Below are 21,750 nucleotides of genomic sequence, written 5' to 3' on the forward strand. Positions count from 1 at the left end.
AAAGTCTTTTGTGTGGGGGGGGTGCTTGTCAATGAGCCCCGGTGAGGGGGGGGGGGTGTGGAAAATCCCCCCGCGCCATCCGCCCCGCCCCGCCTACCGTGGCCTCATGACCAGCACCCCCGCCGACATAGACGTACGCCTGATCACCGACGCCGAACTCCCCGCCTGGATGCGGGCCGCGAAGACCGGCTTCCTGCGCGCGCCCACCGTCACGGACGCCGACCTCGCCGCCCGCCGCACCGCCCACATCGGCTCACGCACCTACGGCGCCTTCGAGGCCGGCTCCTGCGTGGCGACCTTCCGCTCCTTCCCGCAGGAGCTGACGGCCGTCGGCGGCGCCGCGGTCCCGGCCGACGCCATCTCCAACGTCGCCGTCCTGCCCACCCACCGCCGCCGTGGCATCCTCACCCGCCTGATGAGCGAGGACCTGACCGCGGCGAAGGAGCGCGGTGACGTCGTGGCCACCCTCATCGCCGCCGAGTACCGCATCTACGGCCGCTACGGCTTCGGCCCGGCGACCAGTGCCGCCGAGTGGACGATCGACGTGCCCCGCACCGGTCTCGACCCGCACTGGCCGGGCCCCGAGGACGGCGGCCGGATCGACTTCGTCGGTCTGGAGGAGGTCCGCAAGACCGGCCCCGAACTGCACGAGCGGCTGCGCCGGGTTCAGCCGGGCGCGGTCAGCCGTACCGACGCGTGGTGGGAGCAGGACACCGGCGTGCTGCGCGTGTTCGGGGAGTGGAGCGAGGCCTTCTACGTCGCCTACCGGTCGGCGGACGGCGAGGTGCAGGGGCTGGCCTCCTACAAGGCGGACGACAACTGGGGCGATGCCAAGCAGCCGCTGAACACGGCGACGGTCGAGTGGCTGATCGCCACCACGCCGGCCGCGGAACGCGCCCTGTGGCGCTACCTCTGCTCGATCGACTGGGTGGTGCGGGTCAAGTCGGGCCCGCGCTCCCCCGACGACCTCCTCCCGCACTTCCTGCCGGACCCGCGGGCGGCGAGCATCACCACCCAGGCCGACTGGCTGTGGGTGCGGATCCTGGACGTCGCGGCGGCCCTGGAGGCGCGTACCTACGGCGGGGAGGGAGCGCTGGTGCTGGAGGTGACCGACCGCGCCGGGTTCGCCGGGGGGCGTTTCCTGCTGGAGGCCGGTCCCGACGGGGCGTCCTGCACGCCGACCGGTCGCGGCGCCGACCTCACCCTGGACGTGGCCACGCTGGCCTCGCTCTGGCTGGGTGACGAGTCGGCGCCGCGGCTGGCGGCACTGGGACGGCTGGGAGAGGAACGAGCGGGCGCCGCCCTGGAGGCCGACGCCCTGCTGCGTACGCCCAGGCGTCCTTGGTGCCCGGACATGTTCTGAGCGCTCCTTCCTCCTCCAGCCTTCGTGCCTGTCCTGTGTGCCTGTCCTCATGCTTGCTGTGCGGTTGTTCATCCGTAGCTGTTCATCCGTAGCTGTTCAGTTGTGGCTGTGCTGGTACGGCTGTTCAGTTGTGGCTGTGCGGCGCTGTGAAGTTGTGGCTGTGCGTCGGTGTCGGCCGTCCGGGCTCCCGGCTCCCCTCCGGAAGGGAGCTCGACGGGCCAACCGTCTGAAAGTTTGACCATGTTGTGGAAGTTGGCTGCCAACTTCACTGTACTTATGTCCGCTTGGAAGCGGCCTATAACCATCTCTCCTTGAACTGCCGGAAGATGGCGAGAAGTTGTAGTGTTTGGCCGTGGAGCCGGAACATGCCTCCGTCAAGGGGCGGAAACCGCCGGAGCGGCAGTGGTCCCCCCGCGACGTGGCCGACGAGCTGCGCACCCGGATCAGGGCCGGAGTGCTGCCGCCGGGCGAGCGCATGCCCACCCAGGCCAGGCTCGCGCAGGAGTTCGGGGTCGAGCGCGGGGTCGTCCGCCAGGCCCTGCGCATCCTCCAGTCGGAGCACCTGCTCACCAACGTCTCCAAGGGCGCACCGGCGACGGTCGCCCCGAATCTGGGTGCCGGTGCCCTCCTGACCGGCCCAGGAGCCTCGCCGCAGCCCACGATGGCGGCACTCACCCCCCGCATCAACGAGGCCTTCTCGGCCCCGCACGTCGAGATCGACGCCCTGTGCCTGACCGCCGTGTCGCTCACGCTGGCGATCGGTGAACCACTGCGCCGGATCCACGCGGGGGAGCTGAAACCGGCCAAGATCGACGTCCGGGTCCTGCTGCCGTCCCGGGACATCGACCTGGCGTTCCCGACGGCGGTGGACGGCTCGTCGGCCGAGCGGCTGCAACGGCAATGGCTCGCCCACCGCAACGCGCAGGGCCAGGTGCTGCGGCACAACCTGCTCACCCTGCGCGCCACGCACGGCATCGATGTCCGGGTCAGCTTCCGCGCGCTGCCCTTCACACCGCCGGTCAAGCTCTACCTCCTCAACGGGACGGAAGCGCTGTTCGCCTACTACACGGTCAGCCTGCACGAGCAGCAGGTCGGCCACGAGCGGTTGGCGATGTACGACGCCGAGGGCACCCGCTCGGTCCTGTTCGCCTTCGAGCAGGGTGCCGGAGCGCGGGACACGACGTTCGTGGAACAGTCGCTGCTGTGGTTCGACGCCCTGTGGGAAACGATCAGTTCGGACCTGATACTCACGAGCTGAGGGCGGGCCCGCTGACCAGGAGGGCGAGGATCACTGCGCCTGCGGAGCTGAGGGTGGGCCGCCTGGACCTGATACCTACGGTGAGCAGGAGCAGGCCGATGGTCCCGGCGGTGCCGTACTTCCACTGGACGGTCTGTTCGAGGACGGCGGAGACGATGGTGAGGGCGGGCATGGTGTTCCTCCCTTCGGAGGCGGGACGCGCGGGGGGAGGTGCGGAGGCAGAACTTCCGCCAACTCTGCCAAGTTGGCAACCAACTTTCTCTATGTTGTCCCCACTTGGTGACAACTGCTAAACAACTTCCGGGTAACTCCCGCCAGATGGATCGAAGTTGTAGCGTTTGGTCGTGACCCAGGAGAACGTGGCCGTGAACGGCAGCCGAAGCTCTTCGCCGCAGCAGATCGCCGATGCCCTGCGCGAACGCATCCGCGCCGGCGAGCTGAAGGCCGGCGACCGGCTGCCCACGCAGGCCGAACTCGCCGACGAGTTCGGCGTGGAGCGCGGTGCCGTGCGACAGGCCCTGCGCGCCCTCCAGGACGACGGTCTCCTCACCAACGTGAGCAAGGGCAGCCCGCCACGCATCGCGGAACAGACGTCGGCCCACGACGAACCCCAGCCCACGATGGTGGCCCTGGCCCCCCGGCTGACCGCGGCCTTCTCGGCCCAGCACGTCCGCATCGACGCGGCCTGCCTCACCGCCGAGAGCCTCATCCCGGCCCTCAGTGAACCCGTCCGGCTGATCCACGGCGGCAGCCTGCGCCCGCAGAAGGTCGACGTCCGCATCCTGCTGCCGTCCCGCGACATCAACCTCGCCTTCCCCGTCCCGGTCGACGCCTGCGACGGCGGCGACCCGGTCCACGAACGCTGGCTGGCGATGCGCAACGCGCAGGGTCACGTCCTGCGCCACAACCTGCTCACCCTGCGCTCGCAGGGCATCGAGGTGAGCGTGTCCTTCCGGGCGCTGCCCTTCACCCCGCCGATGAAGCTGTACCTCCTCAACGGGCAGGAGGCGCTGATGGCGTACTACATGGTCATGCGGCGCGAGGAATCCACGGACGAAGGAGTCCTCGACATGTACGACGTGCTGGGCACCGAGTCGCTCCTGTTCTCCTTCGAGAAGGCCGTCGGCCAGCGCGACGCCGCGTTCGTGGAGGAATCCCAGAAATGGTTCGATGCCCTCTGGGAAACCATCACGACGGACCTGACACTCTCCTAGTGACTTCTGATACCACGCGGGCTGATCAGGCGGCATCCAGGACCGGGCGCGAAGAGGCCGAGGAGTTGCGCAGACGGATCCGCGATGCCCGGGTCGTCCTCTGGGACTTCGACGGGCCGATCTGCAGGCTGTTCGCCGGGCACTCGGCGGAGCGGGTGGCCGACGGACTGGTGGAGTGGCTGGCGGGCCGGGGTCTGCGCGGCCTGCTGACGGAGGCCGAGCGGGAGTCCCCCGATCCCCATGTCGTCCTGCACGCGGTGGACCGCCGGCACCCCGGCAGCGACCTGGTGGCGGAGCTGGAGGAGCGACTCACCCAGGAGGAGGTGCGGGCCGCCGCCTCCGCGATGCCCACGGCCTGGGCCGACCCGCTCATCCGGACCTGGACCGCTGTGGGCGGGCGTCTGGCCATCACCACCAACAACTCGCCCCGCGTGGTGAACGAGTACCTGGGCAGCAGGGGCCTCGCGTCCTGCTTCGCGCCCCATGTCTACGGCCGTACCCAGGACCTCCATCTCCTCAAGCCGCATCCGCACTGCCTGAACCGTGCCCTGACCGCGATGGGCTCGGCGCCCGGCAGCGCCCTGATGATCGGTGACGCGCCCTCGGACTACCGCGCCGCCCGAGAGGCCGGCGTTCCGTTCCTGGGCTACGCGCGTAATAGCCACAAGGAGAAGCTGCTGAGGGACGCCGGGGCGACGACCGTGGTGGCGTCGCTGCAGGTCGTGCTGTCGGCGGTCCGGGAGAAGTAGAGAACCGTCGGGGGCCGGGTCAGGCCTGGGCGGTGAGGAGAAGGAACAGGACGGCGGTGACCCAGGCCGCCAAGGTGTGGTGACGTGCCCGGACGGCCACCGTGAGCAGGAACAGCAGCACCAGGCCCAGCACTCCGAGTCGGCTCTGTACGGCTGTCCCCGCACAGAGCGCGAGGAGTTCACAGATGCCCGTCAACAGGAGCATGTCCTTCCACCTTCCTGCCTTTGTCGGTGAGGTCGTCAACTGGCCGTCCAATTGGACCGGTTGCCGTGAAGTGGACTTCCCCTGCCAAGTAGATCCCTAATCAACTGACCTTGAATGTGGGTTAGTTGACGGAAAGTGGTGTGGATCCGGGCGGCGGGCGGTACGGTCGGCCTGTGAGTGAACGGCAGGGTGGTGACAGCGGCGGCAGGGAGTTCCACCGGGTCTCGGAGGCGCTGCGCTCCCGGATGGCCGACGGGACGTATCCGCTGGGCGCCTTCCTGCCGTCCCAGCGAGCTCTGGCGGAGGAGCTCGGGGTCTCCCGGGACACCGTCCAGCGCGTGATGAAGGAACTCGCCGAGGACGGCTGGGTCGAATCACGGCAGGGCAGCGGGTCGCGCGTGGTGAGGACCGGCGCCGTCCCGGACGAGCCCGCACGGACCGGACCGGCCGAGGTCCGCCGCCGTCACTCCCCGGCCGGACTGGGCGACGTCCTCAACAGGGTGTTCGCACAGCCCGAGGTCACCCTGGACGTCTACACGCTGACCTCCGAATCACTGGACGCCCACATCCGGCTGCAGGCGGAGCGGATCGCCTCCGGCCTGATCAGCCCTGAGCGCGTCTCCTTGCGCCTGCTCCTGCCCTCCCTGGCCGCTGACCTGCCGTATCCGCAGGTCAAGGACGATCCCGCCGACACCAGGCTGCGCGCTCGGCTGCACGAGATCACCGAGCGGCACACCGCGTCCCTGCACGGCACCCTCGAGGTCCTCAAGACCCAGGGGTACGTGCCGTCCGTCCGCGCCGAGGTCCGGTACGCCCCGCTGATCCCGGCGTTCAAGGCCTACCTGTTCAACGGCGCGGAAGTGCTGATGGGCCCGTACCAGGTGATCGAGCGCACGATCCTGCTGCCCTCCGGCGAGGAGGTGGAGTCCCTGGACGTCCTCGGTCTCGGGGCCCAGCTCACACACCATGTGAGGGACGACGACCCGACCTCGCGGGATTCGGTCTTCGTCCACTCCTGGCAGTCGTGGTTCGAGTCGCTCTGGGAGCATCTCGCCCGGTAGTCCGGGGGCCGTGCGCTAGCATCCCCGCATCGTGCGAGCGACAGCTCACGTCCGTACGTAGGAGATGGCGAACAGGCCGACCTCGAACGACCGGCAGCACAACAGTGGCGGACCACCCGTTGTGACCACTGCGTCATCGCCCCTGGTCGTGCGGTGCCTCCCATGGCCCTAGCGTGTGCCCCACCTTTCCACCCGTGCGTTAGTTCTTCGGAGCGGCCCCATGGTCGACCCCTACGCCGCTTTCCGGGCGTTCGTCGAACAAGCAAGACACACACCGGCGACCTCCGGTCATCACAACCTGAACCACGTGGTTCCCCTGACTGCCGACGTGGCACGGGTGGTGCGCAGGGACGAAGGCGCCCTGGTGACGGTGCGGATCAGGCGCCCGGACGTCCTGCCCGTGGTGATCAGGACGTGGCGGAACGAGGCGACGATCCTCGACTCCCTCCGCGAGGCGCTGCCCCTGGCGCCGGAATGCCTGGTCAGGCGGCCCGAGTTCGCCATCCACAGCTATGTGGAAGGCGTCCCGCTCTCCACCGTCTGCGGAAACGGCAAACCCGTCGACACGCTGCTCATGAAGGCGCTGGCCGGACTGCTGGCCCGGATGACCCAGGTGCGCCGGACGGTGCTGCCGCCGCTGCCGGCCGGGTGGCCGGCCAACCACAACGACAGCCAGGCCTTCCTCAAGATGCTTGCCCTCCTCGCCGACGAGCAGATCCGCAAGCCCAACTGGCCTGCCTTCGGCGGCCTGTTCAAGGCGCTCGGCATCCCCGACGACACGCTGCTCAGCTACGCCGAGCGGGTACCGGCCATGACGCGCCGGCCGTACAGCCTGCTGCACGCGGACCTGCACCGGGACAACGTGATCGTGACGTACGACGGCGAACCGCCCCTGGTCTGCGTCGACTGGGAGCTGGCGACCTACGGCGATCCGCTGCACGACCTCGCGACCCATCTGGTGCGCATGCGGTACCCGTCCCACCAGTGGGCCGAGGTCGTCGACGCCTGGGTGGAGGCCATGTGCCAGTTCCGTCCCGCGGCGGCGAACGGCCTCGCCAAGGACCTGCACCACTACCTCGAATTCGAGCGGGCGCAGTCCGTGTACCCGGACGTCATGCGGGCCGCGCGCTCGCTGGAGGAGTCCTTCACCCAGAAGAACCTGGACGTGGCGACGGACACGGTGGGCAAGGCGCTGCGGGCGGCCGCGAGGCCACTGCGGCTCAGGAGCGTACCGACCGACGGCGAGATCGAGGGTGCCCTCGTCCGCTGGCTGGCAGCACGCACCGACGGGCCGGTCAGCGGGCGGGACTGGCTGCTGCGGGCTTTCGACTGGACGCCGGACCCGCGGTTCGCCGAGCATCCGCGGTTTCCTCCGGGCGCCGTGAGGCACGCTCTGCTGGCCGAGGGCGCGGCGTCCGCGGACCGGGTGTTCAAGGGCACCGCGCACCTCAACACCGTCGTCTGGGTGGAGGACAGCCCCATGCCGGTGGTCGTGCGCCGCAAGCTGCCCGACGCCCGCCGGCGCGAGCCGGTCCACCTGTACGAGCACGCCGTCCTGGGCGAGATCCAGCGATCGCAGGCCAAGGTGGCGGCCCCGAAGGTGCTCGCGCTAGGGGTGAGTTACCAGGACGACCCGTTCACGATCCACACCTACGTCGGATCCAGCGGCAAGCCGCCCGTCCATCCGGTCAACGGGCTGCGCCCCTACGAGGCCGACGGACTCGTCGACCAGCTGGGCGAACTGACCCGGGTCGATCACACGAAGGTCGGCTGGAAGGAGACCCGTGACGACTTCTACGTCTGGCTCACCGAGCAGCTCGTCGTGCTCGTCGACGAGCTGCCTCAGGAGTCGCAGCAACTGGCCCGCGCCCTGGGCCTGCCCGGCGGCCACCGGCTGCGGGAGATCCTTTCCCGGCACCGGGTGAGCCGGCGCAGCCCCGTCCTGCTGCACGGCGACCTCAATCCGTGGAACCTGGTGTGCCGCAAGGACGCCCTGGCCGTGACCATCATCGACTGGGAGATGGCCCTGGTCGGCGACCCCCTCTACGACCTCGTGCGGCACATGCACCTGACCCCGACCAGGCCCGAGATCAGGAACCGCATGTTCCGGCGGTGGTCTGAGCGGCTGGACGAGGAGTACACCAAGGGCTGGCGCGCCGACTGGCACGTCTACCGCTGGTTCGAGATCGTCCGCTCCGCCTACGTCGACCTGGACCGGCTGGCCACCCGCGCGAGCCTCGACGTCCCCAACGTCCGCCGTGCCGTGGACTCGTACGCCTCGACCCTGGCCGCCGCCACCGCGGCCCTGGGCCTGCCCACCCCACCGACGGCGAACCCGTATCTCGTACGGGCGCTGGCCCGCGGCAGGTCCTGACCGCACGGCCCGCTGCTCGTGCGGTCCCGCCGCCGGGCGGCCCGGATGGCGGGCCGTTCCCTTCCCACGCGGCCCGTGTGGCGGGCCGTCCGCTGCTCGTGCGGTGCCGGTGTCTGCGGGGTCCGGTGTCTGCGTGGTCCGGTGTCCGGACGGTCGGACGGCCGCCCTCCGCCCCGCCCGGACGGTTGGGGCCGGCCTCTGCCCGGACGGTCGGGCGGCCGATCGCTTCACCGCACCCGCAGCATCACCAGCCGACCTCAACCCGAGTTGAGGTCAAGGCCCGCCCTGTCCGGTCGTAGGCTCGGCCCATGACTGAGACCGGGCTGCGCGAGCGCAAGAGGCAGCGGATGTACCAGGAGGTGTCGGACATCGCCGTCCGGCTCTTCGTCGAGCGGGGCTTCGACGCGGTGTCGGTCGCGGAGGTCGCCGCCGCGGCCGAGATCTCCAAGCCGACGCTGTTCCGGTACTTCCCGGCGAAGGAGGACCTCGTCCTGCACCGGTTCGCCGACCATGAGCGGGAGGCGGCCGAGGTGGTCGCCGCGGGGCGGGCGGAAGGGGTCGCCCCGCTGGCCGCCCTGCGCCGGAACTTCCTCGACGGGATCGCCGCGTCCGACCCGATCACGGGCGTCAACGACCACCCCGCGGTCCGCTCCTTCTGTGCCCTCCTCTACGGCACCCCGGCCCTGGTCGCCCGCCTGTACGCCTATCTGGAGCGGTCGGAGGCCGCGCTGGCGGAGGTCCTGGGCGGTGACCTCGGCGCGCGCCTCGCGGCCGGGCAGATCGTCGCCGTCCGTCGGATCCTCGCCCAGGAGAACTGGCGGCGGATCGAGGCGGGGGAGCGGGCGGACGCCGTACGCCCGGCGGCGGTCGCTGCGGCCGAGCGGGCGTTCGGGGCGCTGGCGGCGGGGCTCCCGGACCTGGCCTGAAGCTTGGTTATAAATTTAACTCGGTTACGTTATTCGGGTAGCCTCGCCCGTATGACGTCACCCGACCCCGCCCCCGAGGACCTCGTCGAGCCCCTCCACGACTCCCTCCGCCGGGAACGCGCCCACCACGACGCCTGCCGCGCTGCGCTCGCCGCGATGCGCGCGGGCGCCGACCTCCAGGTCGTCACCGGCGAGGACGTCTCCGCCTCCGGTGCCGACGCCGAGGTCCTCGGACACCGGCTGCGCAGCCAGGCCAAGGCCCTGCACGAACTGCCCGACGGGCCCCTCTTCTTCGGCCGGCTCGACTTCGCCGAGGGAACCGGCGGCGAACACGCCGGCCTCGCCCACCACATCGGCCGGGTCCGCATCAGCGAGCACCCGGCCGTCCCGCCGCTCGTCGTCGACTGGCGCGCGCCCGTCTCCCGCGCCTTCTACCAGGCCAGCGCCCGCGACCCGCAGGGCGTCGCCGTCCGCCGCCGGTTCGGCTGGGCGCCGGGCAGCCGGGGCGACTCCGCCGACCTCACCGGCCTGGAGGACGAACACCTCGGCTGCGGCGAGTCGCGGGAGAGCGACCTCGTCGCCCTCGAGATCGAACGGCCCCGCGTCGGCCCGATGCGCGACATCGCCGCCACCATCCAGCCCGAACAGGACGACCTCGTCCGCGAGAAGCCGTCCGCCTCGGTGTGCGTGCAGGGCGCCCCCGGCACCGGCAAGACCGCCGTGGGCCTGCACCGGGCCGCCTACCTGCTCTACACCCACCCCCAGCGCGTCCGCCGCGGCGGACTCCTCATCCTCGGCCCCAACCGCACCTTCCTCTCCTACATCGCCGAGGTGCTGCCCTCCCTCGGCGAGACCGGCGTACGGCAGTCGACCCTCTCCGACGAGATCGCCCGCCACCCGGTCACCGGCACCGATCCCGAGCCGACGGCCGCCGTCAAGCACGACGCCCGCATGGCGGAGGTACTGCGCCGCGCCCTGTACGCGCGCGTGAACGCCGCCGCCGCGCACGACCTCACCGTGGCCGAGGGCTCCTCCCGATGGCGGGTCACCGGCACGGAGATCGCGCGGATCGTGACGGACGTACTCGCGGAACAGCCCCCTTACGACATCGGCCGCGAGCGGGTGCGCAGCCGGATCGCGCGGCGCCTCCAGGAACGGGCCGAACGGCACAGCGCAGCCCGCCCGGCCTCCTGGCTGCGCCGCACGGAACGGTCCCGTCCGGTGAGCGCCTGCCTGGACGCCGTCTGGCCCCGTGTGCGGCCCGAGGAGATCGTCGCCGCGCTCCTCGCCGACCCGGCGTGGGCCGCCGACGGCCTCCTCGACGCCGCCGAGCGCGAGGCCCTGTGCTGGGCCCGCCCGCCGCGCTCGTACCGCTCCGCGCGCTGGTCGGCCGCCGACCTCGTGCTGCTCGACGAGGTGGCCGGACTGCTGGCCCGTCCGCGGGGATACGGCCATGTCGTCGTCGACGAGGCGCAGGACCTCTCCCCGATGGAGTGCCGGGCCATCGCCCGCCGGGTGCCGTTCGGCTCCCTGACCGTCCTCGGCGACCTGGCACAGGGCACCACCCCGTGGGCCGCGCACTCCTGGCCCGTCCAACTCGCCCACCTGGGCAAACCCGAGGCGAGCGTGGCCGCGCTGACCGTCGGCTTCCGCGTCCCCGGCGCGGTCCTCGCCCTCGCCAACCGGCTCCTCACCCGCCTCGGCACCGACGTGCCGCCCGCCCGCTCCCTGCGCCGCGACGGCACGCTCCGCGTCCGGCCGGCCGACGGTGACCTCCCCGCCGCGGTCGTCTCCGCCGTACGCGACGCCCTCACCCACGAGGGGTCCGTCGGCGTCATCACCGCCGACGCGGCCACCCCGCGCATCCGCGCCGCGCTCACCACGGCGGGCCTCGACACCGACCCCCGCCTGACGACCGTCCCGGCGACCCTCGTCAAGGGCCTCGAGTACGACCATGTCGTCGCCGTCGAACCGGCGGCGATCGCGGAGGCGGAGCGACGCGGCCTGAACCGCCTGTACGTCGTCCTGACACGGGCCGTGTCCCGCCTGGACGTGGTGCACGAGCGGGCGCTTCCGTGGGAGGGGTGAGTCGTTCCGCGGGAGGGGTGAGGCGGGGCATCCTGGACTGACGATGCTGCTCTTCCTCGACGTGGACGGCCCGCTGATCCCGTTCGGCGGCCCTGACCCGTACCCGCTGTACGGCCCGCCCGCGCCCCACCCCCTTCTCTCCCGCCTGGACCCGGCCCTCGGGCCCCGGCTGCTGGCCCTCGGCTGCGACCTGGTGTGGGCGACGACCTGGGGCGAGGACGCGAACACGGTCGTCGGCCCATGGCTGGGCCTGCCGCCGCTGCCGGTGCTGGACCCGGACGACGACCCGCCCGTCCCCGGCGTCCACTGGAAGACGCGGCCCGTGCTGTCCCGGGCGGCGGGCCGCCCCTTCGTCTGGCTCGACGACGAGATCACCTCCGCCGACCGGGAGTACGTCGACGCCGGCCACCCGGCCCCGGCGCTGCTGCACCGGGTCGACCCTCAGCGGGGCCTGACGCGGGAGGACTTCGAGACGGTGGAGACCTGGCTGCCACGACGGCCGCTCACGTGAAGTCGTACACCACGACGTCGGTGATCCGGACGAATCCGAGGCGCTGGTAGAGGGCGTTGCTCGTCGGGTTGGCCGCGTTCGTGTACAGCACGACCTCCTGGGCGCCCGCCGCCAGCGCGGCCCGGCTCACCTCGACCGTCACGGCACCCGCGTAGCCGCGGCCGCGCAGGTGGGCCGGGGTGTAGACGGGGTCCACCCGGACCTGGCCGCCGACCAGCGGGTTCACCCCCGCCATGGAGACGGGTGTGCCGTCCGGGGTCTCCCAGTAGGTGTAGCGCTTCTCGGCGAAGCGAGTGGCGGCCCAGGAGCCGGCGTCGATGGTGACGTCCTCCCCGACGTCCGCGGCGAACTCCCGGCACCAGCCCATCAGATGCTCGTGCTCCCCCTCGCCCACGAGCCGGCCCCGGCCCGCCGGGAACGGCTCCGGCGGGGTGAGCGTGCCCAGGCGGTACAGGTGGAGGCGGACCCGGGGCGCCGGCGTCGCGCCGGTGCGGCGCTGCCAGGCCTCGGCGAAAGCGGTGGCGGTGCTGTCGTCCGAGGTGACCCAGGGCAGCGAGTGCCCGAGGGCGATCAGCCGGGCGGCGAGCGCGTCGGCCTGCTCGGCGCTCAGGGAGGTGACGCTCAGTCCGCGCGAGGGGAACCGGTAGAAGATGGCGCCCACCTCGCCCCCTCGCTCCAGCCGCCCGAACACGGCACCCTCGGTCCCCTGAGTCCGCAGCTTCTCGGTCACGGACAGCGCCGTGGTGTGCAGAGCGGGGCGCGAACGCAGGAAGTCCCCGGCCCGCGCGAGGAATTCGTCGACGTCTTCGGTGAGTCGCCAGTCATCGGTGCGCATGCCTCATCCTCGCGCGGACCACTGACAACGGCCCGGACTCACCGCGGGGACCGCCCGCCGCAGCCGGTCAGCCGCGTCGGTGAGGCGGGGTGCGGGTGCGGCCCGGACCCTACGCTCCCCCCATGGCTGACGACTGCTCCGGGCATCCGCGCCTCGCCGCGCTCTACGATCCCCTCGACCCCGACCGCGGCGACCTCGACGCGTACGTCCGCACGGCGGCGGAGTTCGGGGCGCGCCGGGTACTGGACATCGGCTGCGGTACGGGGGTGTTCGCGCTCCTGCTGGCCGATCGGGGGATCGACGTCGTCGGCGTCGACCCCGCCGCCGCGTCCATCGACGTGGCCCGCGCCAAGCCGGGCGCCGAACGGGTTCGCTGGATCCGCGGCGACGCGACGGCCCTTCCGTCGCTGCGGGTCGACCTGGCGACCATGACGGCGAACGTCGCCCAGGAGATCGCCGATCCACAGGCCTGGCGGGAGACACTGCGAGGCGCTCACGCCGCGCTCCGTCCCGGCGGGCACCTGGTCTTCGAGACCCGGGATCCGGCCGGGCGGGCCTGGGAGGAGTGGAACCGGGCGGCGTCGTACGGCGTGACGGACGTCCCCGGTGTCGGCGCCGTCGAGAGCTGGGTCGAGCTGACCGACGTGAGCGGGCCGCTGGTGACGTTCCGTTGGACGTACGTGTTCGCCGCGGACGGGCAGGTGCTGACCTCGGACTCCACACTGCGCTTCCGTGATCGGCAGGAGGTCGAGGCCGAGCTGGCCGCGCAGGGGTATGAGGTGGAGGACGTGCGCGACGCTCCCGACCGGCCGGGCAGGGAGCTGGTGTTCGTCGCACGGCGTCCCCAGGGAGGGCCGCCGTTGGGCGGATCGGGTGGTCCTCCGCGTGGCGTGGCGCACTTTTGCAAGCGGGTGCTTGCAAAAGTTAGCGGAGGTGGGGCACTGTGGAGGCATGGCATCGCTCAACGTCGGCAATCTCGGTGAGTACCTGCGCGAGCAGCGGCGGAACGCCCAGCTCTCGCTGCGGCAGCTCGCCGACGCCGCCGGGGTGTCCAATCCGTACCTGAGCCAGATCGAGCGAGGGCTGCGCAAGCCGAGCGCGGAGGTGCTGCAGCAGGTCGCCAAGGCGCTGCGGATCTCCGCCGAGACGTTGTACGTCCGGGCCGGCATCCTCGATGCCGAGCGCGACCGCGACGACGTCGAGACGCGGGCCGTCGTCCTCGCCGATCCCACGCTGACCGGGCAGCAGAAGCAGGTGCTGCTCCAGATCTACGAGTCCTTCCGCAAGGAGAACGGGTTCGTGGGCGGCGACGGCACGGTGGACGCCCAGCGCGGTGCGGACGCCGTACCCGGCACCAGCACGGTCGGCGGCACCGACGCCGATCCGCAGCAGACGGCCCGTTGACCGGACCAGGGGACCGGCCGCCCGACTGCGGACCCGCACCAACCGACATCGACGAACACGACGACGAACGCGACGAACGCGAATACGGGAGGACCATCACCATGGCCATCAGCGACGACCTGCGCAAGACCTTCAGCGACCCCACCCCCCTCTACTTCGCCGCCGGCACCGCCGACCTGGCTCTCCAGCAGGCGAAGAAGGTGCCGGGCCTGGTGGAGCAGCTGCGTACCGAGGCGCCCGCCCGCTTCGAGGCCGTCCGCAACACCGACCCGAAGGTCGTCCAGGAGCGGGCCGCCACCCGTGCCAAGGAGGCCGGTGTGAAGGCGAAGGAGGCGCAGGAGACCCTCCAGACGAAGGTCAACGAGTTCATCGCCTCCCTCGACGGCGACATCAAGAAGCTCGGCACCACGCTCGACGCCGACCTGAAGAAGATCGGCGAGTCCGCCCAGGACATCGCGCTGCGCAGCGTCGGCGTCGCCGCCGAGTACGCCGTCAAGGCCCGCGAGACCTACGAGAAGGTCGCCGAGCACGGCGAGCAGGCCGTGAAGACCTGGCGCGGCGAGGCCGCCGAGGACATCGAGGAACTGGCCATCGCCGTCGAGGGCAGGGACGAGCCCGCGGCCGGGCCGGTCGTGGTCAAGGACGAGCCCGGGCCCGCCGCGGCCGACGCCGACGCCGACGCGAAGAAGGCCCCGGCCAAGAAGGCTCCGGCCGCCCGCAAGACCACCGCGAAGAAGACGACGACCCCGGCCAAGTGAGACCGGCGGGGCCACGCGGTACGGATCAGGAAACGGCGTACCGATCAGGAAACGGCGACGGGCCGGGCACTCGGTGAGTGCCCGGCCCGTTGTACGGGTAGGGCGAGCGCGGTTGCGGGTACGGTGACCGCGTAAGGACGAGCCATGTCGTGCCGAGTCGGGTGGTGGACGTAGTGCTGATGGAAGGTTTCGCGGGGTTCATGTCTCTGCTGAGCCTGGCCCTGATCGTGTTCAGCGGCTTCGCTCTGTTCGACGCGGCCATCCGCCGCGAGGACGGCTTCCGGGCCGCGGACAAGAAGACCAAACCGTTCTGGCTGATCATTCTCGGGATCGCCTTCGTGGTGAGCCTGATCTTTCCCATCCTGTCGTTCCTGCCGATCATCGGCCTGATCGCGAGCATCGTCTACATGGTCGACGTCCGGCCGGCCCTGCGCTCCCTGCCGGGCGGCGGCCGCAGCAGCAGAGGCGGCGGCTCCAGCAGCGACGGGCCCTACGGGCCGTACAACGGCGGCCGGTAGCCCGCTCCCGTCGGGCCAGGGTGCTTCTACGGCACCCGGTCCAGCAGGACCACCGCCACGTCGTCCGTCAGCTCGCCGCCGTTCAGCTCGCGCACCTCGTTGACCGCGGCCCGCAGCAGATCCTCGCCGCTCAGGCCGGCCGCGAGCTGGCGGCGGATCATCTCCACCATGCCGTCCTGGCCCAGCCGCTCCCGGCCCTCGCCGACGCGGCCCTCTATCAGCCCGTCGGTGTAGAGCATCAGGCTCCACTCGGCACCCAGCTCGACCTGCATCCGCGGCCAGCGGGCGCCCGGCAGCAGCCCCAGCGCCGGGCCGTTGTTGTCGTACGGCAACAGCCGGGCCGGCCGGTCGGGGCGGGCGATCAGCGGCGCCGGATGCCCGGCCAGGCACAGGCCGGCCCGCCGGCCGTCGGGTGCGATGTCCACCGTGCACAGCGTCGCGAAGATCTCGTCGTCGTCGCGCTCGTGCTCCAGCACCTGCTGGAGCGTGTTCAGCAGCTGGTCACCGCAGAGCCCGGCCAGCGTCAGCGCCCGCCAGGCGATCCGCAGCTCCACGCCGAGCGCCGCCTCGTCCGGGCCGTGCCCGCAGACGTCACCGATCATCGCGTGGACGGTGCCGTCCGGGGTGCGGACGGTGTCGTAGAAGTCGCCGCCGAGCAGCGCGCGTGAGCGGCCGGGGCGGTAGCGGGCGGCGAAGCGCAGCGGGGAGCCCTCCAGCAGGGGCGTCGGCAGCAGGCCGCGCTCCAGACGGGCGTTCTCCTGCGCGTGCAGCCTGCCCTCGGCGAGCCGCCGCTCGGCGGTGTCCGACCGCTTGCGCTCGACGGCGTACCGGATGGCGCGGCTCAGCAGCCGTCCGTCCAGCTCGTCGCGGAACAGGTAGTCCTGGGCGCCGACGCGCACCGCCTGCGCGCCGCGTTCGGCGTCACCGGACGCGGTGAGCGCGAGCACGGCGTGCCGGGGTGCCAGCTCCAGGACATGCCGGAGTACGGCCAGCTCGTCGTCGTCGGCGGCGCGGCCGGGGGCCGGCAGGGCGAGGTCCAGCAGGATGCAGTGGACGTCGTCGGTGAGCAGCCGCTCGGCCTCGGTGAGGTTGCGGGCGGTGCGCATCCGGATCGGCTTGCCGGCCGAGTCGAGCAGGTCGGGCACGATCGGGGCGGCCGTGGGGTCGTCCTCGATCAGCAGCAGTGTGAGGTTGGCGTGGGCGGCGGTCACGTCGTGGGGGACGCCGCCGCCGGGCGTGGCGTTGTTCGCGGCCGTCGCGTCGTTGCGAAAGTCGGTCCGGTCGTCCGTGCGCCGGGTCCCTTCCGTGAGGGGACCCTCGCCTGCGGGCGCGGCCTGCGCCTGACCACACTCCACGGCCGGGATCGCTCTCTGCCGCGGTACGGGTACGGGCATCGTGTTGGGTTCCTTCCCTCCCCCCGAGGGCATGGCGGGGACGAGGGACCTCGACCCACCGACGGGGACCATAGCGGCAGAAGGCGCCGCAGCGGAATGGTGTACGGCACGTCGCTTGATCTCTCGCCAGTGTCATATGCCGCGATCCCTACCGCAGTTGGGCAGGGCGGTACGGGGGTCGGGATGACGAAGGTCACGTCCCCACCGGGTTTGCCGCCGGGGGGCCGTGCCGTGCGTCACGTGGCCGTGGTCACGCGGGCCGTACGAGGATCTCGGTGACCGTCCGCCGCCGTTGGCGGGCACCCACCCGGTGTCCTACGCGCCGGGCCGCACCACGCCGAGGATCGGCATCGAACCGGCCCCCGCGAGCGTGACCGTCCGGCCGGGGCGGGGGGCGTGGACCATCGTGCCGCCGCCGACGTACATCGCGACATGGCTGGCGTCGTCGAAGTAGATGATCAGATCGCCGGGGCGCATGTCCTTCACGGCGACCTGCTTCAGCTGCCGCCACTGCTCCTGCGAGGTGCGGGGGATGGTGACGCCGGCGCCGGCCCAGGCCTGGGAGGTCAGGCCGGAGCAGTCGAAGGTGTCCGGGCCTTCGGCACCCCACACGTACGGCTTGCCGATCTGCGCGGTGGCGTACCGGACGGCCCGCATGCCTTGCGCGGTGGCCTGGCCGGTGGCGGCGCCGTCGAGTATCCCGGTGCCCAGCCAGGTGGTCTGCGCCTTCTGGGCGGCCTGTTCCTGGAGCCGGGCGAGGCGCTCCTTCTCCTCCTTCTCCAGGGTGGACTCGAGCTTCTCGGCCGCCGCGATCTGCTTCTCGATCGTCTTCTGGGCGGTGGCCCTGGCCTTGCGGTTGTTCTCCAGCTTCTGCCACTGGGCGGAGGCGTCCCTGGTGTACTGCTCCAAGTCCTGCTGGGTGCGGGTCATTTCGCCGAGCAGGCCCTCCGTGGCGCGCTGACCCTGGATCACCCGGCCCGCTCCGTCGAGGAAGTCGCCCGGATCGTCGCTGAGCAGCAGCTGTGCCTCGTCGGGCAGTCCGCCGCCGCGGTACTGGGAGCGGGCGGCGGCGCCGGCGCGGTCCTTCAGATCGGCGAGCTCCTCGCGGCCCTCGACGATCTTCTTCGCCAGCTCCACCAGCTCCGCGGACTGCTTCTTCGTCTGTTCCTCGGCCGCGTTGTAGGCGTCGGTGGCGACGGCGGCGTCGTGGTACAGCTCGTCGAGCTTCTCGCGGACCGCTTCGAGATCCTCGTTGGTCGCGGGCGGAGCCGTGAGGTCGGGGGCCGTCGTCGGGGCGGTGGGCGAGGCCGTCTTCGGGGCCGGAGTGGGGCTCGGACTCGCGAACGCCGTGCCCGGTACCGCAAGGACGGTGACCGCGCAGACCACGGTCACGGCCACCGCGAGCAGGCTGCGCTTGCCCGAACCCATAACGTCCCCCATAGCTGATTTACCGTCAGTAACTTACGGTCGCCCGGGGATCGTGCCACGTCATGGCGGAAAACGACAGAGGTAGTCCTTCCCCCCGCCCCCGCCCCGGCATGACCATCGCCCCTCCTGTGTGACGAACGCCTCACGGGGATCGTTCCCGAGGCCGGGGGCAGTTGGAGGTGCCGGAGGTGAACCAGGCGTCTTCGGGGCGTCTCCGGGGGAGAGATCCCACGCGAGTTCCGGACCTGGGCGGTTCGGGCCTGCGGCGGCCCAGGCTTGCGGCGATTAGGAACCCACGGCGGCCCGGACCTGCGGCGGTTCGGAGGACGCGGCGGCTGGGAACTGCGGCGGCTGGGAACTGCGGTGGCCCGGACCCGCGGTGGCTGGGAGGCCTGGGCGGTTGGGGCCTGCGGTGGCTGGGACCTGCGGCGGCCCGGACCCGCGGCGGTTCGGAGGCCGGGGCGGCTGGGACCTGCGGTGGCCCGGACCCGCGGCGGTTCGGAGGCCCTGACGGCTGGGAACTGCGGCGGCCGGGACCCGTGACGGTTCGGAGGCTGTGACGGTTCGGAGGCAGTGACGGTTCGGAGGTCGCGGCGGCCGGGGCCCGGGGGCACCGCGCCCCTTCTCGCCGCGCTACCCGCGAGGCGTCAACGCTCCCCACGCCACGGTCACTTCCCCCTGCCGCCATCGCACCGGCCCGTCCGTCACCGGCCAGTCGGCGGTGAGGGCGCGCGCCGTGCGGATCCACCGCTGGCGGGCGCCGTAGGAGGCGTAGGGCGCGGCCGCGGCCCAGGCGCGGTCGAAGTCGCGCAGGAACGCGTGCACCGGCTCGCCGGGCACATTGCGGTGGATCAGCGCCTTAGGGAGCCGTTCCGCCAGGTCCGAGGGGCGCTCCAGGGATCCCAGCCGGGTCGCGAAGGTGACCGTGCGGGGACCCTCCGGGCCGAGCGCCACCCACACGTGCCGTCGTCCGACCTCGTCGCACGTCCCCTCGACGAGCAGGCCGCCCCGCGAGCCGCGCGCGGGGTCGGCCGGGGCGAGCCGGGCGCACAGCCGCTCCCAGACCGAGGCGACCTGGTCCTCGTCGTACTGGCGCAGCACATTGGCGGCGCGGATGAGATGCGGCGGCCGGGTCACGGGGACCTCGAAGCCGCCGTGCCGGAACGCGAGGCCGTCGCGTTCGTACGGCTTCGCCGCGGTGACCCGGGCCGGTTCGATCTCGACGCCCACCACGCGCGCGTGCGGGGCGACGGACCGCAGCCGGGTCAGCAGCTCGACCGCCGTCCAGGGCGCGGCGCCGTAGCCGAGGTCGACGGCCACGGGGTCGGCGGCGCGACGCAGCTCGGCGCCGTGGACCGCGGCGATCCAGCGGTCCATGCGGCGCAGCCGGTTGGGGTTGGTGGTCCCGCGCGTGACCGTGCCCACGACAGCGGTCCCCCTGCTCGGGTGAAGCCGAGAGTGGGGGAGGGAGAGTGGGCGGGGCGACATGGCTACGAGGGTATGCGGTACCCGGGCGGGGAAGGCCCGCACGTTCCCACCCCGGTCGCAGCCGCCCCGGACGCCCCCCGCTCTCGAACGGTTGAGCGACGAACGGTAACGGCCAGGCAAAAACCACCCCGCGGCACATCCGTACGGAATGGGAATACCTCGTTCCGGCGTTGGACTCCCTTGGAGGGCGCCCCACACCCTCCGTCCGGCATGCCCGCAGCAAGGAGGAAATGCCACGTGAGCCAGTACGTCAGCAGGCTCGGGCGTCGCTCTTCGGCGGCACCCTCACGACTGCGACTGCACCGCCGCCCCCGGCGTGTCGCCATGCTCTCCGTGCACACCTCACCCCTCCACCAGCCCGGCACCGGTGACGCCGGCGGCATGAACGTATACATCGTGGAGCTGGCGCAGCGCCTCGCCGCGATCAACATCGAGGTCGAGATCTTCACGCGGGCCACCACGGGCGGCCTCCCGCCCACGGTCGAACTGGCCCCCGGTGTCCTCGTCCGGCACATCGACGCCGGCCCCTACGAGGGCCTCGCCAAGGAGGAGCTGCCCGCGCAGCTGTGCGCCTTCACGCACGGCGTGATGCAGGCCTGGGCCGGCCAGCGCCCCGGCCACTACGACCTCGTGCACTCGCACTACTGGCTCTCCGGCCACGTCGGCTGGCTCGCCGCCCAGCGCTGGGGCACCCCCCTCGTGCACGCCATGCACACCATGGCCAAGGTCAAGAACGCCAACCTCGCCGACGGCGACACCCCCGAGCCCGCCGCCCGCGTCATCGGCGAAATGCAGATCGTCGCCGCCGCCGACCGCCTCATCGCCAACACCGCGGAGGAGGCCGGCGAACTCGCCGGGCACTACGGCGCCGAACCCGGGAAGATCGCCGTCGTCCACCCCGGCGTCAACCTCGAACGCTTCCGCCCGGCCGACGGCCGCGCCGCCGCCCGCGCCCGCCTGGATCTCCCGCAGGACGCCCTGATCCCGCTGTTCGCCGGCCGCATCCAGCCGCTCAAGGCCCCCGACGTGCTGCTGCGCGCCGTCGCCGTCCTCCTCGACCAGCGCCCCGACCTGCGGTCGAAGATCGTCGTACCGATCGTCGGCGGCCCCAGCGGCAGCGGCCTCGCCAAACCGGAGGGCCTTGAGAAGCTGGCCGCGCGCCTCGGCATCTGCGACGTCGTACGGTTCCGTCCGCCCGTCGGGCAGGACCAGCTCGCGGACTGGTTCCGGGCCGCGTCGGTCCTCGTCGTGCCGTCGTACAGCGAGTCCTTCGGGCTGGTCGCCATAGAGGCGCAGGCCAGCGGCACACCCGTGCTCGCGGCCTCGGTCGGCGGGCTGCCGGTGGCCGTCCGCGACGGTGAGACCGGCTTCCTGGTGCAGGGCCACGAACCGGCCCACTACGCGCGCGTGCTCGCCGAACTCGCCGACCACCCCGAGCTGGCCGCCCGCATGGGCGCGGCCGCCGCCCGGCACGCACAGTCCTTCGGCTGGGACACCGCGGCCGCCGCCACCGCCGACGCCTACACGGCCGCCGTGCAGTCCCACCGCCGTCACGTACGCTCCCAGCATGGGTGAGGCCAACATGAGCGCCGGCACCGGCGAAGGGACCGGCGACGGCGACGCCGAGAAGAGCGCCGCGCGGATCATCGAGGACGTCCTCAAGGACGCCGAGCTGGAGTGGGAGAGCCCCGAGCCCGGCACCTACGTCGTCCAGCTCCCCGGCACCCGCAAACTGAGGACGACCGTCTCGCTGATCGTCGGCCGCCACTCCCTGTCGCTGAACGCCTTCGTCATCCGCCACCCCGACGAGAACGAGGCGGGCGTCCACCGCTGGCTCCTGGAGCGCAACCTCAAGCTGTACGGCGTCAGCTACGCCGTCGACCCCCTCGGCGACATCTACGTCACCGCCCGCCTCCCGCTCTCCACCGTCACCCCCGAGGACACCGACCGGCTCCTCGGCCAGGTCCTGGAGGCCGCCGACGGCGCCTTCAACACCCTCCTGGAGCTGGGGTTCGCCTCCGCGATCCGCAAGGAGTACGCCTGGCGCGTCTCCCGCGGCGAGTCGACCCGCAACCTCGACGCGTTCCGCCACCTGACGCAACGACCCACCGAGTAGGCGGTCCCGAGCACCTGCTCCACCGTCAACGCGGTCAACGCCGCAACGCCGACGCGGCGG

General features: G+C 72.0%; 20 protein-coding genes and 1 pseudogene. 15 read left to right on the forward strand and 6 right to left on the reverse strand.

Features of this window, described 5'->3' with window-relative positions; translation table 11 throughout:
• Nucleotides 1-106 precede the first annotated feature (106 nt).
• Both P1P75_RS19940 and P1P75_RS19945 read left to right on the forward strand, forming a co-directional pair.
• Nucleotides 107-1,363, forward strand: coding sequence for a GNAT family N-acetyltransferase (locus tag P1P75_RS19940; RefSeq protein ID WP_319257210.1), 1,257 nt, complete (start codon nucleotides 107-109; stop codon nucleotides 1,361-1,363).
• A 346-nt stretch (nucleotides 1,364-1,709) separates the two neighbouring features.
• The gene (locus P1P75_RS19945; protein WP_319257212.1) at nucleotides 1,710-2,621 is read left to right on the forward strand and encodes a GntR family transcriptional regulator; all 912 of its coding nucleotides are present in this window, start codon (nucleotides 1,710-1,712) and stop codon (nucleotides 2,619-2,621) included.
• Here the strand turns inward: P1P75_RS19945 and P1P75_RS19950 are convergent.
• Nucleotides 2,611-2,793 (reverse strand): hypothetical protein, encoded by a 183-nt coding sequence (locus P1P75_RS19950; protein WP_319257214.1) that lies wholly within the window; start codon nucleotides 2,791-2,793, stop codon nucleotides 2,611-2,613. The genes P1P75_RS19945 and P1P75_RS19950 overlap by 11 nt on opposite strands.
• 166 nt (nucleotides 2,794-2,959) lie before the next feature.
• Here P1P75_RS19950 and P1P75_RS19955 point away from each other — a divergent pair, with 166 nt between their 5' ends.
• Together P1P75_RS19955 and P1P75_RS19960 are read left to right on the forward strand one after the other, a co-directional pair.
• On the forward strand, nucleotides 2,960-3,835 hold the full coding sequence (locus P1P75_RS19955; protein WP_319257216.1) for a GntR family transcriptional regulator: 876 nt from the start codon (nucleotides 2,960-2,962) through the stop codon (nucleotides 3,833-3,835).
• On the forward strand, nucleotides 3,784-4,584 hold the full coding sequence (locus tag P1P75_RS19960) for an HAD family hydrolase (RefSeq protein ID WP_319257218.1): 801 nt from the start codon (nucleotides 3,784-3,786) through the stop codon (nucleotides 4,582-4,584). The genes P1P75_RS19955 and P1P75_RS19960 overlap by 52 nt, the downstream gene beginning before the upstream one ends.
• A gap of 19 nt (nucleotides 4,585-4,603) precedes the next feature.
• Here P1P75_RS19960 and P1P75_RS19965 read toward each other — a convergent pair whose 3' ends face one another.
• Nucleotides 4,604-4,789: a hypothetical protein gene (locus tag P1P75_RS19965; RefSeq protein ID WP_319257220.1), complete on the reverse strand. Its 186-nt coding sequence runs from the start codon at nucleotides 4,787-4,789 to the stop codon at nucleotides 4,604-4,606.
• Between the two features lie 173 nt (nucleotides 4,790-4,962).
• On the opposite strand from P1P75_RS19965, the gene P1P75_RS19970 reads away from it, so the two are divergent.
• The 5 genes from P1P75_RS19970 (at nucleotide 4,963) to P1P75_RS19990 (ending at nucleotide 11,749) form a co-directional block, all read left to right on the forward strand.
• Entirely contained in the window at nucleotides 4,963-5,850 is an 888-nt protein-coding gene (locus P1P75_RS19970) for a GntR family transcriptional regulator (RefSeq protein ID WP_319257222.1), read from the forward strand.
• 220 nt (nucleotides 5,851-6,070) lie between these two features.
• A complete protein-coding gene (locus P1P75_RS19975) occupies nucleotides 6,071-8,224 on the forward strand; it encodes an aminoglycoside phosphotransferase family protein (RefSeq protein ID WP_319257225.1) in 2,154 nt (717 codons plus the stop codon).
• Between the two features lie 308 nt (nucleotides 8,225-8,532).
• Entirely contained in the window at nucleotides 8,533-9,150 is a 618-nt protein-coding gene (locus P1P75_RS19980) for a TetR family transcriptional regulator (protein WP_319257227.1), read from the forward strand.
• Nucleotides 9,151-9,201: 51 nt separating this feature from the next.
• Entirely contained in the window at nucleotides 9,202-11,238 is a 2,037-nt protein-coding gene (locus tag P1P75_RS19985; RefSeq protein WP_319257230.1) for an AAA family ATPase, read from the forward strand.
• A gap of 43 nt (nucleotides 11,239-11,281) precedes the next feature.
• Nucleotides 11,282-11,749: an HAD domain-containing protein gene (locus P1P75_RS19990; RefSeq protein ID WP_319257231.1), complete on the forward strand. Its 468-nt coding sequence runs from the start codon at nucleotides 11,282-11,284 to the stop codon at nucleotides 11,747-11,749.
• Here the strand turns inward: P1P75_RS19990 and P1P75_RS19995 are convergent.
• The gene (locus P1P75_RS19995; RefSeq protein WP_319257233.1) at nucleotides 11,742-12,584 is read right to left on the reverse strand and encodes a GNAT family N-acetyltransferase; all 843 of its coding nucleotides are present in this window, start codon (nucleotides 12,582-12,584) and stop codon (nucleotides 11,742-11,744) included. The genes P1P75_RS19990 and P1P75_RS19995 overlap by 8 nt on opposite strands.
• Nucleotides 12,585-12,706: 122 nt before the next feature.
• On the opposite strand from P1P75_RS19995, the pseudogene P1P75_RS20000 reads away from it, so the two are divergent.
• The 4 genes and pseudogenes from P1P75_RS20000 to P1P75_RS20015 form a co-directional block, all read left to right on the forward strand.
• Nucleotides 12,707-13,429 (forward strand): annotated as a pseudogene (locus P1P75_RS20000) (class I SAM-dependent methyltransferase); the annotation flags it as partial.
• 106 nt (nucleotides 13,430-13,535) lie between these two features.
• On the forward strand, nucleotides 13,536-13,988 hold the full coding sequence (locus P1P75_RS20005) for a helix-turn-helix transcriptional regulator (protein ID WP_319257235.1): 453 nt from the start codon (nucleotides 13,536-13,538) through the stop codon (nucleotides 13,986-13,988).
• A gap of 101 nt (nucleotides 13,989-14,089) precedes the next feature.
• On the forward strand, nucleotides 14,090-14,746 hold the full coding sequence (locus P1P75_RS20010) for a hypothetical protein (protein WP_319257237.1): 657 nt from the start codon (nucleotides 14,090-14,092) through the stop codon (nucleotides 14,744-14,746).
• A 179-nt stretch (nucleotides 14,747-14,925) separates the two neighbouring features.
• The gene (locus P1P75_RS20015) at nucleotides 14,926-15,264 is read left to right on the forward strand and encodes a DUF2516 family protein (protein ID WP_319257262.1); all 339 of its coding nucleotides are present in this window, start codon (nucleotides 14,926-14,928) and stop codon (nucleotides 15,262-15,264) included.
• A gap of 26 nt (nucleotides 15,265-15,290) precedes the next feature.
• On the opposite strand, the gene P1P75_RS20020 is transcribed toward P1P75_RS20015, so the two are convergent.
• From P1P75_RS20020 to P1P75_RS20030, 3 genes are all read right to left on the reverse strand, one after another.
• The gene (locus P1P75_RS20020) at nucleotides 15,291-16,658 is read right to left on the reverse strand and encodes a fused response regulator/phosphatase (protein ID WP_319257239.1); all 1,368 of its coding nucleotides are present in this window, start codon (nucleotides 16,656-16,658) and stop codon (nucleotides 15,291-15,293) included.
• Between the two features lie 315 nt (nucleotides 16,659-16,973).
• On the reverse strand, nucleotides 16,974-18,086 hold the full coding sequence (locus P1P75_RS20025) for an NlpC/P60 family protein (protein ID WP_319257264.1): 1,113 nt from the start codon (nucleotides 18,084-18,086) through the stop codon (nucleotides 16,974-16,976).
• Between the two features lie 633 nt (nucleotides 18,087-18,719).
• Nucleotides 18,720-19,511 (reverse strand): class I SAM-dependent methyltransferase, encoded by a 792-nt coding sequence (locus P1P75_RS20030; protein WP_319257241.1) that lies wholly within the window; start codon nucleotides 19,509-19,511, stop codon nucleotides 18,720-18,722.
• A 300-nt stretch (nucleotides 19,512-19,811) separates the two neighbouring features.
• On the opposite strand from P1P75_RS20030, the gene mshA reads away from it, so the two are divergent.
• Nucleotides 19,812-21,149, forward strand: a complete 1,338-nt coding sequence (mshA, locus tag P1P75_RS20035; RefSeq protein WP_319257243.1) for a D-inositol-3-phosphate glycosyltransferase — start codon at nucleotides 19,812-19,814, stop codon at nucleotides 21,147-21,149.
• A complete protein-coding gene (locus P1P75_RS20040) occupies nucleotides 21,142-21,690 on the forward strand; it encodes a YbjN domain-containing protein (protein WP_319257246.1) in 549 nt (182 codons plus the stop codon). The genes mshA and P1P75_RS20040 overlap by 8 nt, the downstream gene beginning before the upstream one ends.
• Nucleotides 21,691-21,750: the final 60 nt, after the last annotated feature.

This window comes from Streptomyces sp. ID05-39B (assembly GCF_033794725.1).
In the GTDB taxonomy this organism is placed as follows: domain Bacteria; phylum Actinomycetota; class Actinomycetes; order Streptomycetales; family Streptomycetaceae; genus Streptomyces; species Streptomyces bobili.